The 11,765-nt window shown below is 26.2% G+C and carries 13 protein-coding genes; all 13 read left to right on the top strand.

What is annotated here, in order from left to right; all coding sequences use genetic code 11:
• A partial coding sequence (locus A500_RS02935) for a LytTR family DNA-binding domain-containing protein (RefSeq protein ID WP_016206097.1) occupies positions 1-277 on the top strand: 277 nt, incomplete at its 5' end.
• Between the two features lie 268 nt (positions 278-545).
• Positions 546-1,256, top strand: coding sequence for a hypothetical protein (locus A500_RS02930; protein ID WP_016206096.1), 711 nt, complete (start codon positions 546-548; stop codon positions 1,254-1,256).
• A 135-nt stretch (positions 1,257-1,391) separates the two neighbouring features.
• Complete coding sequence (locus A500_RS21065) at positions 1,392-1,871, top strand: cysteine peptidase family C39 domain-containing protein (RefSeq protein ID WP_242835029.1); 480 nt, start codon at positions 1,392-1,394, stop codon at positions 1,869-1,871.
• A gap of 21 nt (positions 1,872-1,892) precedes the next feature.
• Positions 1,893-3,647 (top strand): peptidase domain-containing ABC transporter, encoded by a 1,755-nt coding sequence (locus tag A500_RS02925; RefSeq protein ID WP_341349933.1) that lies wholly within the window; start codon positions 1,893-1,895, stop codon positions 3,645-3,647.
• A complete protein-coding gene (locus A500_RS02920) occupies positions 3,634-4,131 on the top strand; it encodes a hypothetical protein (RefSeq protein ID WP_016206095.1) in 498 nt (165 codons plus the stop codon). The genes A500_RS02925 and A500_RS02920 overlap by 14 nt, the downstream gene beginning before the upstream one ends.
• Positions 4,118-5,230, top strand: coding sequence for an HlyD family secretion protein (locus tag A500_RS02915; RefSeq protein WP_016206094.1), 1,113 nt, complete (start codon positions 4,118-4,120; stop codon positions 5,228-5,230). Before A500_RS02920 ends, A500_RS02915 begins: the two co-directional genes overlap by 14 nt.
• A 138-nt stretch (positions 5,231-5,368) precedes the next feature.
• Positions 5,369-5,764 (top strand): hypothetical protein, encoded by a 396-nt coding sequence (locus A500_RS02910; protein ID WP_016206093.1) that lies wholly within the window; start codon positions 5,369-5,371, stop codon positions 5,762-5,764.
• 136 nt (positions 5,765-5,900) lie between these two features.
• A complete protein-coding gene (locus A500_RS02905; protein ID WP_016206092.1) occupies positions 5,901-6,389 on the top strand; it encodes an RNA polymerase sigma factor in 489 nt (162 codons plus the stop codon).
• A complete protein-coding gene (locus tag A500_RS02900; RefSeq protein ID WP_016206091.1) occupies positions 6,379-6,897 on the top strand; it encodes a zf-HC2 domain-containing protein in 519 nt (172 codons plus the stop codon). Before A500_RS02905 ends, A500_RS02900 begins: the two co-directional genes overlap by 11 nt.
• 10 nt (positions 6,898-6,907) lie before the next feature.
• Positions 6,908-7,405 (top strand): zf-HC2 domain-containing protein, encoded by a 498-nt coding sequence (locus A500_RS02895; RefSeq protein WP_016206090.1) that lies wholly within the window; start codon positions 6,908-6,910, stop codon positions 7,403-7,405.
• A gap of 229 nt (positions 7,406-7,634) precedes the next feature.
• Entirely contained in the window at positions 7,635-8,204 is a 570-nt protein-coding gene (locus tag A500_RS02890; RefSeq protein ID WP_016206089.1) for a Uma2 family endonuclease, read from the top strand.
• 230 nt (positions 8,205-8,434) lie between these two features.
• A complete protein-coding gene (locus A500_RS02885; RefSeq protein ID WP_016206088.1) occupies positions 8,435-10,837 on the top strand; it encodes a hypothetical protein in 2,403 nt (800 codons plus the stop codon).
• Entirely contained in the window at positions 10,837-11,760 is a 924-nt protein-coding gene (locus tag A500_RS02880; protein ID WP_016206087.1) for an ABC transporter ATP-binding protein, read from the top strand. Before A500_RS02885 ends, A500_RS02880 begins: the two co-directional genes overlap by 1 nt.
• Positions 11,761-11,765: the final 5 nt, after the last annotated feature.

Genomic DNA, 11,765 nt, shown 5'->3' with positions numbered 1-11,765 from the left:
GAAAGAAATATTATTTATAGAATATTATTTAAAAAAATGTATTATGCATACTAGAGTTGGAAAATACAATATAAAATCAAATGGACTAGAAAAACTAATAACTGAAATAAACTATAAAAATATTATAAGAACACATAAGTCATTTGCAGTAAACTTAGATTATTTGAAGGAGATAAGAAAAGTAAAACCAAAATTATGGGAGATAAGCTTTAAAAATTATAATGAAAAAGCCGACTTAAGTTATAATTATAAAGATAATATTGAGGGAATAAAATAATAATTAGTAAAATAAAAAAATAGAAAAATAGAAAAAATTAGATTTAAAAGGAAGAAGTTATTTAAACAATTCCTTTTAATCTTTTTTTTGCATTTAAATATAAAGTACATATATAAATATAATTATTTAGTATAATATTATAAATTAGAATTTACTTAATTAGAAGTTATATATAATAAAATAAATGAACATAGCAAATAAATTATGTAGTTTTTTATAATTTAAAGTTATTCTAAAATAAATATATGTAGAAAGAGAGAGGAGAAAAATGAAGAAAAATAAAATTAATAAAAAGAAAAGAGGCATAATTTATATATCTATAATAGCTATAATTATTTGCATATCTGTAATTATTAGATTTAATTACAATAAAGAAGGAAGATTTAATAGCAAAAAAATAGTAGCAAAAATGCTAACAAGTAATATTGAATATGGGCCACTAAAATTTCAAGATTCTATATATTTTCCATCAAAATTTAAGTTTTCAGATGAGTTAAATAGTAACCCTGTGGGGACGGTAGAGCCTAAGAATATGAATTTCATTATTTATCTTTTTATGAATCATGAAATAGTTACAGATAAAACAGATTCTAGCAATACACATATAAAAACTTTAGGAGATGATTCGAGATTTTATTCAAAAGCAGAATTTTTAGAAAATGCTAATTTAGTTAATGAAGCTTTTGAAAAATATTCTAGATTTGCTTTATGTGGAATTAATGCTGAAGAAATGGAAGATATACAAATTGACAAAGATATTTTAATAAAGTTAGAAGAAAGATATGGAGAAATTAAATATAATAAAGAAGATTTTGCTAAGGCAAATAAAATTTATTATATTTATGCAAATTACTTAAATACCCAAGATGCGGAATTTATAGGATGTATCATGGATTACCAAGGAAATTTATATTATGGTAATTTGAGCAATAAAATAGATAAAAGTTTAGCTGATTTAATTAATAAGTTAATATATTAAGATGAAAAATAAGACTTAAAAGGAATAATTTATATAAAAAATTCCTTTTAAGTCTTATTTTTACGTTTAAATCCAAATATAAGTATAAAATTGTAAAATAAATTATAATATTACAATAAAAGGGGGAAGGTCTTGATGAGATATAGATACTTAGTCAAACAGCATGACATAACAGATTGTGCTGCAGCTTGTCTTGCAACAGTTTGTATGTATTATAAAAAAGAAATAACTATAACAAAGTTAAGAGATATACTTGGAACTGATATAAAAGGGACGACCTTATTAGGCTTAGAAGATGGGGCAAAAAAGCTAGGGTTTGATACTAAGGCAATTAGGGTTGATAAGGAAGGGTTTAAAGAAAAATTTACACTCCCTGCAGTTGCTCATGTTATTACAAAAGAAGGATTAAGCCATTTTGTAATTATACATAAAATTAAAAAGGAAGAAGTAACAATATTAGATCCGGCTAATGGAAAAGTAAAAAAGAGCGTTGATGAATTTTTTAAAAGCTTTGATGGAGTATTATTACTATTAATACCTAATAATGAATTTAATGTAGGTAAGGTAAAAGGACAAGGAATACTTTCTAAGTTTATACAATTATTATTACCTTAAAAAGCATTATTTGCATATAGTATTATAACTTCAGCAATACTTACTATACTAGGAATAGCATCTGCCTTTTTTAATAAAATACTTATGGATGAAATACTTCCATATAGTTTAAAAAATCAATTGAATATATTTGTTATAGGATTTTTGCTTTTAGCAATAACTCAAATAGGTTTAGGTGCAATAAGACAGCATATGTTACTTTATTTATCTCAAAAGATAGATATTCCATTGCTACTTGGATATTTCAAGCATGTATATAAACTACCTATGAAGTTTTTTGCTTCAAGAAAGGTAGGAGATATACTTACGAGATTTAGTGATGCCTTTACAATAAAAGATGTATTAACGTCAGTATCATTATCACTAATTATGGATATTGTACTTGCAGTTGTATCAGCTTCAATACTTTATGTAATGAATGAAAAGCTTTTTATTGTTATTTTAGTTTTAACTATAATTAGTGCTGCTTTAATTTATATATTTAAGGCTCCATATAAGAAAATAAACTTAGAACAAATGGAAGCTAGTGCAAGATTAAATAGTCATATTATAGAAAGCTTGAAAGGAATAGAAACTATAAAGGTTCATGCTGCTGAAGAAAAAAGCATTGAAAAATTAGAAACTCAATATATTAAAAATCTAAAGATATCCTTTAAAGAAGGGGTTTTATCAAATATTCAAGGATCAATTTCAGGAGCAGTATCTACTGTGGGAAATCTAGTTATTATGTATATTGGTGCAAGAATGATTATGAATGGAGATATTACCTTAGGTAGTCTTATGGCATTTTCAACACTATCAGGATATTTTATGGACCCAATAGGTAGACTTATAGGATTACAATTAAGTATTCAAGAAGCTAGTATATCATTAAAAAGAATTGCAGAAATCTATGAAGTAGATAAAGAACAAGAAGAAAGTGAAACAGATAAAGTTAAAATAGAGAAAATAGATGGAGATATAGAATTAAATAATATTACCTTTAGATATGGTAGCAGGGCTCCAGTTTTAAGGAATGTTAGTATAAAAATTCCTAAGGGTAAAAATGTAGCTTTAGTTGGAGAGTCAGGAAGTGGTAAAACAACTATATCTAAGCTTTTATTAAAGTACTATACACCTGAAGAAGGGAAAATAAATATTAATGGATATAAAATAGAAGAATTAGACGTATATAATTTAAGAGAAAATATAGCTTATGTTCCTCAAAATGTTGAATTGTTTTCAGGCTCTATACGAGAAAATATAACTTTAGGTAGAGGCAATGCAACTTATGAAGAAATAAAGAGTGCTTGTGAAAATGCAGGTTGTAAGGATTTTATAGAAAAGCTTCCAGGTAAGTATGATACCTTCTTAGAAGAAGCAGGAGGAGGACTTTCTGGTGGAGAAAAACAAAGAATTGCAATGGCAAGAGCTTTAATTAAAAAGCCAAGTTTCTTAATACTAGATGAAGCAACAAGTAACTTAGACTTTATAAGTGAAGCAAAGATATTTGATACCTTATTTAAAAAAGGTAAGAATATAACAATGCTTATGATAGCCCATAGACTTTCAACTATAAGAAGCTGTGACATAATTTATGTTATGGATAAGGGGAAAATTGTAGAAGAAGGAGACCATGAAAGTTTATTAAAGAAAAAAGGATATTATTATAAGCTTTATATAAGCCAAGTTGGTTCAATAGAAGAAAAAGAAATTATATATAAAGATAACTTGGATATAGAGAAAAATATAGAAGCAGATTTTATAGAAGAGGGTGAGGAATATGAGTACAATTGAAAAAATAGTTTTAAGAGAAAATAAAACCTTAAAGCTTAATAATGTATTAATTAGAGAAGTAAGTGAAAATGAATTAATCGATATAAATAAAATTAGCTATATGATGGATAGTTATATTAAATCTAAGGGAAACTCAACTATAGGACCAGCGATAAATTATTCTACAGTAGAAGTAGATGAAAGTGGACAAGTTAAAGTAATAATAAAGCTAATGGTTCAATTAAAAAATCCAATTAATAATGTTGAAAAACCCTATGAATTAAAGTCACAGTTAAGGGTAACTAATTGTCTTTTTGCTAGATTTACAGAAAAAGAAGAAAATTTACAATTTGCATATCAAAAGCTTGGAGTATATGCCTTTGAAAATAATATTAAATTAAAGGGAGATTCTTATACTGTATTTGTAAAACAAGAAGAAGAAGATATAGTAGCAGATGTATTTATGGAAGCTTTGAAAGGTGGAGATTTACTTGAAAGTATATAACTTAAATGAAATTACTGATAGTAAAATCCTTTATGATAGAAAGCCACCAGCTTTTATGAAATATGTTATTTTAATAGTTGCAGCATTAATTATAGTATGCTTAATTTGGGCAAATAAATCAGTAAAAACATATATGGTAAAAGGACAAGGAGTTTTAGTTTCAGAAAATAAATCTCATATTATGACTAAAACTTCAGGAGAAATAAAAGAAGTTTTTGTATCTGAAGGAAGTGAAGTTAAGGAAGGAGATATATTATTTACAACTAATGGTATGGAATCAGATCTTCAATTAGAGCAAATAAATGCACAAATAAACAGCTATAGCAGAAGAATAGAGCTTTTAAGCTTAGCAGAAGAAAATGCAACTAATGGAACTAATTATTTTGATAGATACAATGAGGAAGAAGTTGAATTTTATAATAAGTTAAATGCAGCATATATAGCTAGAAAAGAGTTTGTTATAGATGAAAAAGCATTGAAAGAACAAGGAGCAAATGAACAACAAATAAAAGAGTATGCTAAAACACAAAAAAATAAATCTGATGAGCATTATTATAAAACTATTTCTGAATTTACAAGTGAAAAAAATCAATATGAATTAGAGTTATCTAAATTAGTAGCTCAAAAGGAAGCTATAGAAAAGGGAAAAGAGCAATATAAAGTAGTTGCTCAAAAAAGCGGAGTTATTCATTTAAATACGCCATTAACTTCTGGAATGGTACTACAAGGAGGAAGCTTAATAGGAACTATAACAAGTAAAGAGGAAGAATTAATAATAGAAACTATGTTACCTTCAACCGATAGACCAAGAATACATGTAGAAGATGAAGTATCTTTAGTCATAGGAGGCTTATTGCAATCAGAATATGGAACAATACCAGGAAAAGTAATAAGCATTGATGAAGATGCAACTATAGATAATGAAAAAGGAAATGTATTTTTTAAAGTTAAGGTTAAACCAGATAAAACATATTTAGAAGATTCTAAAGGAGAAAAAGTTAACTTAACTATAGGTATGGTAACTGAAACAAGGGTTAAATATGAAAAAATTACTTATATGAAATACATTTTAGAATTGATAGGTGTTAAATTTAGTTAATTACTTTGCATTAAAAGAAAATTAGAAAAATAAATTTTAGCAGACATAGCGCGCGAATTAATTAATTGTTTGTTAATTATTTACAACATTCTAAAATTCTTTTAAAATAAATATATGTATAAAAATGGAGGAGAGAAAATGAGCGCTTTTGTATTAAAAAGAGAATACGCCTTACAATTACCAAATAGCTATGTAGAAATTGACAAGGATGAGATGGAGTATGTTGATGGGGGTGGAGCAAGTCTAGCAATGTCAACATCGTATTTAAATAAGGATACTTGCTTAAGCACAGCTGATGTTTTAATAAGAAGTTATCAAGTTAGACTTATGACAAGGTATCAAATTGCTAAAGAAATATATGCACATGCAGTAATATATTATGCTTCACCTGCTACATTAGCAATTCTTGGGCCTATTGTTGGAGCACCTGTATTAAGTTATTTAAGAAGTCATGCAAATCCAATAGATATAGCAGATGGTGGGGATATAAAATCTAGAGAAGATATTTATAATATAATATGGAATAAAATATAATTAAATTATAAATTATACTAAACTTAATTTAAAAAGTATTTCTTGATTATGAATTAATTCACTAGATAGAAATACTTTTTACTTATTTTGTAACGAATTCACAAAAAATCGGATATATATTACAGGAGGTGAAACATTGCTTACTATTGGTGAAATATATAAAGAGAATTCTAAGATTGTATATGGTTTTTTACTTAGTTATACAAAGGATGCAAGTTTATCTGAAGAATTAACACAGGAAACTTTCTTAAGGGCAATTAAATCGATTCATAAATACAATGGAAAGTGTAAAATTTCGGTATGGCTTTGTCAAATAGCTAAACATCTTTTATTTCAAGAATGGGAGAAAAGAGGGAAAACAATAAATGTTTCATATGATGAAAACATCCAAATTAGGAGTGATTCTACAGAAGAATTAGTTATATCAAATGAAAATAAGAAAAAAATATATAAGATAATACAATCTTTAGATAATCCTTATAAGGAAGTTATGTATCTTAGATTAACAGGAGATTTAAGTTTTAAGGAAATTGGTGAGATTTTAGAAAAATCAGAAAATTGGGCTAGAGTTACATTTTATAGAGGTAAATCTAAGTTTATTAGGAGGTTAGAATATGGAAAATAAATTATCTTGTATCATAATTAAGGATTTATTACCTATATATATTGATGAAATTGCAAGTAAGGAAACTAATGCTTGTGTTGAACAACATTTAAATGAATGTGATACTTGTAAAAAAGAATATTATAAAATGTTAGATGTTAATAATTCTAATGAAAAAAATAGTGAAATAGATACATTTAGAAAATTTAAATTAAAAATTATATTAATGTTTGTTTCATTAATAATGATAAGTGTAGCTTGTATAAGTGTAGCAATGATGTGTGAAAACATTCGACTTGGTTTGCATAGAATTTCCACTAAAGAAATTATTTTAATGGTAATATTTAATATAGGTATTTATTTTATTCCAATGATGGCATTATTATTTTGCTGGATATGGAAGAAAGCTTCATATGGAAGTAGTAGCTATAATATTTCAAATTCATTTTTTATATCTTTATTAATTATAGTGATATATTTAATAACTGAGTTACTCTATAAGTATATAGATTTATTAAACTTTTTATAGGAGGGGTAAGATGAAACATATAGTATCATGTGAAATAATTAAAGATTTGTTGCCTAATTATATTGAAAATATATTAAGTAATGAAGGAAATGAATTAGTGAAAAGCCATATTGATAGTTGTAGTAATTGTAGAAAAGAATGTGAAATCATAAGTTCTAATCTTAGTATAGATAGTATAGGAAAAGCGAAAGTAGATTATTTAAAAAAGATTAATAAAAAATTTTTAATTATATTAATATCATTGTTGTTAGTTACAGTTATTTCAACTATACTATTGGTATTTTATAGTGAACCTAATATTGACGAGGGAATTTTAACACTAATATTTTTAGTTTTTGTTATTATTGCAATTATAATAAAATACGTAATTCCATTAATTGGATTAGTATTTAGTATCGTATATTTAAAGAAAACACATAAAAAGTTTCTTATTATTCCAATAATTATATTCGGTATATTGTTATTCAAATCTTTATATATTTATATAAGAAATCTAATATATTATTAAAATTTAATTCAAAGTTTTACAAGGTTATAAATTAATAATACGTTAAAAGGTTTTGTTTAATAAAATTATATATTTAAAATAGAGGGTAAGTATGTACAATTACAGTTGGCTTTTTCAAGCAGAAGCTATATGAGAATTTTTTAAATTTTAAGAATACCTATATAAATGAGTAATATTGGTATATAATAAAAATAATAAATCTTATATAGTAAAAGAGGTGAAGACATTAATGTTATTACCAAAATCTGAACAAAGATATACTTATGAAGAATATTTAAAATGGCCAGAAGAAGAGCGGTGGGAGCTTATTGAAGGAATTGCATATATGCAAGCAGCACCATCATGGCAGCATCAAGCTATTTCAAGAGAATTAATAATTCAATTTGGAAACTATTTAAGAGGAAAAAGTTGCAGTGTCTTTTCGTCACCATTTGATTTAGTTCTAACTAGTGATGAAAATGAAAAAGAAAGTAAAAACGTTTTTCAACCAGATTTATTAATAGTTTGTGACTCTAGTAAATTAATAAGTACAGGATATGTAGGAATTCCTGATTTAATAGTAGAAATTGTGTCTCCATCTACAGCTAGAAATGATAAATTTTATAAGTTTAACATATATGAAAAGTTTGGAGTAAAAGAATATTGGATAATAGAACCAGACATAAAATTACTTAGTGTTTTTACCTTAAGTGAAAATAAGAGGTATGGAAGGCCAGAAATATATAGTGAATTAGATAAAGTTAAAGTTCATATATTAGAAAATTTAGAAATAAATTTATCAGATGTATTTAATTATTAAAAGATTAAATAATAGCTAAAAGCCAGTATTCAATAAAGAATACTGGCTTTTTTACTAAATTTGTTAAAAATAAGGAATTTTTAAGAAATTGTTAAGGGAAATTTATACTAAATAGGGTACAATTATAGTATGGATAAATTTTAATCAAAATAACAATAATTAACTATTAATTACTAAATGTAATTGTTAACTGTTAACTGTTAATTGTTATTAAAATCGGGGGGATAGTAATGAAATACTTTTTTAGAAAAGGTATAGTAATTGTCATTGTAGCGTTAATGATTTTAACTTTACCTATTGGAACTTTATTAACAAAGGCTGAAGACAGCAAAACAGATCCTTATGAAGTGAAAATTACTTCAGGTATCGAAGGCAAGTATAGAGCTTTAAAGTATATACCTGTTATAGTGGAATTTACTAGTTTGGAAAAGGATTTTAATGGAGAAGTAGAAATAAGGGCATCTGCTCAATATAGCTCAACTTATGATGCATATAGTAAAGAAGTTTCAGCATTACAGGGAGAAACAGCTAAAGTAATTATACCAATTAAAGTTTTAGATGGCTCAAGTAAAATCACAGTTAATCTTATTGAAAATGGAAAGGTTTTATATGAGAAGAAAAGTTTAATATCAAATGGTAGAGTCGGTGAAGCTAATTTATTTATGGGTGTATTAACAGATGATGCAACTTCACTATCTTACACAGGGTCAATTTCCTTTGATAATACTCAAGGTGTTACAGGGGTAATTGAAAAAGTTCAATTAGATAAAGATATTATAGGAGAAAGTAATTTAAACATAGATGGATTAGATGCAATTATTATAAATAATTACAATATGTCAAATTTAAAGAAAGAACAATATGAAGCTTTAAATTCTTGGATAAATAAAGGTGGAACTTTAATAATTGGATCTGGAGCTAATGAAAGCAAAACAATTTCGAGTATAGATAAGGAATTTTTAGATATAAAATCTAATGGAGCTAAAGAAAAAAATATTAAATTAGTAGATGATAGTTTAAATCTTATATTATCTAGTTTAGAAATTAAAGGTGGTAGCCTTAAGCAAGGTACAAATGAGGATCCATTAATTTATTCAGTAAAAAGGGGAAAGGGTGAAATCTTAGTTTCAACTATTGATTTAGGATTAGAGCCATTAATATCTTCAAAAGATGCAGGAAAATTTTTAAGTGCAATTCTTGCAGATGCAACAGGTGGGCTTTTTAATAAAAATATGAATGGTGGATATATGCCGGGATACTATAGGTCTAGAGAATTAACTAGAAATATTCCTATAAATGAAATAGTAGGGGTTAAGTCTTTAATAGTTGTTCTTGCAATATATGCATTAATAGTTGGAGTAATTCTTTATATAGTATTAAAGAAATTAAATAAAAGGGATTTTACTTGGATAGCAGTTCCTTTAATATCAATAATTTTTACTTTAGTTATATACTTTATGGGCTCTTCAACAAGAGTAAAAGATGTTGTGTTAAATCAAAATAATATTATTTCAATAGATAAAGATGGAAAAGGAACAGCAAAGGGATATTTAGGAATAGGCACAAAATATAAAGGAAATATAATTGTTAAAAAGCCAGAAGATTTAACAATGAATTATTCTACTGAAGATAATTATTACTATGGTAACCCAGAAGAAGAGGAAGTCAGTAATGTACTTAGAGTAAAAACTACTTATGTTGGAAATAATGCTTACTTTACATTTAATGATAGTGCTGCATTAGATATGAAGAGTTTTGATGTAGTTGGTAAGGAACAAGTTCTTTCAACAATTGAATCATCTTTTAGCTTATTAGATGGAAAGTTAAATGGTAAAGTTAAAAACAACTTAGATTGTGACATAAAAAAATTACTGTTAGTAGCTGGTAGAAATATTTGGGACATGGGATCTTTAACTAAAGGAGAAGAAAGAGAAATTAGTAACTTATCTACTACTGGCTCAAGTGGATTACAAGCTTATTCAGATGTATTAAATCAAAAGTATTATGATGCTAAATGGAAAAAAGATAAAGATTTAAAGTCCGAAGAGTTTAAAAATATAATTAGAACTTCAGCTATAATTGGAACAGTTTCTGATGAAATACTTATTAATAAAGATATTAAATTAGTTGCAATAACTGATCTACCTGTAGAATATGGAGTTGATTTTGGTAATAAGTCAGTTTCAAAGTTTGATACAACAGCAATAGTTCAGAATGCTGAGTTAGATTTTAAAGATAAAGATGGAGTTTATAATTTCCCAGATGGATATTTTGGATCTACTATAGAATCATCCAGCGCTAATGTTCATGTAGATGATTATAATGGATATCTTTATGGTCAAGGGGAAGTAGTATTTAAATTTGCAGTAGATAAAAATATTGAAGTTTTAGAGTTAACAGTAAAACAAGGTGTAGATAGATATGGATATAATGGAGGAGATAATTCTGAAAAATATATCTATAATTATAAAACAGAAGCCTATGATAAATTTACAATGTCTCAAGGATATGAAAAAATTAAGGACTTAGGTAACTATATAAATAATAATGAAGTTAAAGTAAAATATGTTGTAGATGATATGAAGGGGCAATCCATGATTCCAATGATTACTGTTAAGGGGAGGGAAAAATAATGCTAGTTATAAAGAACCTTGAAAAATCCTATGGTAAGTTTAAAGCATTAAAGGGACTTAACTTAGAAATTGAAAAAGGTGAAATATTTGGATTTATAGGTCCAAATGGAGCAGGAAAAAGTACTACTATGAAAATTGTATCAGGTCTTCTTTCCCCAGATAGCGGTGAAGTTTATGTAGATGGAATAGATGCAATAAAAAATAATAAAGCTTTAAAAGATAAAATAGGATATATGCCAGATTTCTTTGGTGTGTATGATAATTTAAAAGCTATTGAATATTTAGAATTTTATGCCTCTATATATGGAATAGTTGGAGAAGAAGCAAGAAAATTATCTATGGATTTATTAGAACTTGTTAATCTTCAAGATAAATATGATGCAAATGTAGATGGGTTATCAAGAGGTATGAAACAAAGATTATGTTTAGCACGATGTTTAGTTCATAATCCAGAACTTTTAATTTTAGATGAGCCAGCTTCAGGTATGGACCCAAGAGCAAGATTTGAAATGAAGGGAATATTAAAAAACTTAAAGGAAATGGGAAAGACTATTATAGTTTCTTCCCACATATTATCTGAACTTGGGGAAATTTGTACTAGAATTGGAATAGTTAAAAATGGAGTTATAGTTTGTGAAGGTACTGTTGAAGAAGTTATGCTTATGGCATCAGGTACAGCGCCAATAAATATAACTGTTATGGATAGCGTTGAAGAATCCATAGCTTTATTAAAACAAAGACCAGAAGTTAACGAAGTATCTGTTGATGGAAATAAAATTACTATAAATGTAGTTGGTGGAGATAAGGAAGCTAAGGATATACTAAAAGAATTAGTAATTAAAGATATTCCAGTTATAAGTTATAGTAAATCAGCAGGTAATTTAGAAGAAGTATTTATACAAATAACTGAGGAAAATAATTAAGGGGG

The sequence above is a fragment of the Clostridium sartagoforme AAU1 genome (assembly GCF_000401215.1).
In the GTDB taxonomy this organism is placed as follows: domain Bacteria; phylum Bacillota; class Clostridia; order Clostridiales; family Clostridiaceae; genus Clostridium; species Clostridium sartagoforme.
The sequence above is the reverse complement of the archived record's forward strand: the minus strand, read 5'-3'. Positions and strand labels throughout refer to the sequence as shown.

Excerpts from the sequence above, each read along its gene's own strand:
- A500_RS02895 (WP_016206090.1), top strand. The coding sequence starts at position 6,908 with ATGAAACATATAGTATCATGTGAAATAATTAAAGATTTGTTGCCTAAT.
- A500_RS02890 (WP_016206089.1), top strand. The coding sequence starts at position 7,635 with ATGTTATTACCAAAATCTGAACAAAGATATACTTATGAAGAATATTTA.
- A500_RS02885 (WP_016206088.1), top strand. The coding sequence starts at position 8,435 with ATGAAATACTTTTTTAGAAAAGGTATAGTAATTGTCATTGTAGCGTTA.
- A500_RS21065 (WP_242835029.1), top strand. The coding sequence starts at position 1,392 with ATGAGATATAGATACTTAGTCAAACAGCATGACATAACAGATTGTGCT.
- A500_RS02910 (WP_016206093.1), top strand. The coding sequence starts at position 5,369 with ATGAGCGCTTTTGTATTAAAAAGAGAATACGCCTTACAATTACCAAAT.
- A500_RS02900 (WP_016206091.1), top strand. The coding sequence starts at position 6,379 with ATGGAAAATAAATTATCTTGTATCATAATTAAGGATTTATTACCTATA.
- A500_RS02920 (WP_016206095.1), top strand. The coding sequence starts at position 3,634 with ATGAGTACAATTGAAAAAATAGTTTTAAGAGAAAATAAAACCTTAAAG.
- A500_RS02880 (WP_016206087.1), top strand. The coding sequence starts at position 10,837 with ATGCTAGTTATAAAGAACCTTGAAAAATCCTATGGTAAGTTTAAAGCA.
- A500_RS02930 (WP_016206096.1), top strand. The coding sequence starts at position 546 with ATGAAGAAAAATAAAATTAATAAAAAGAAAAGAGGCATAATTTATATA.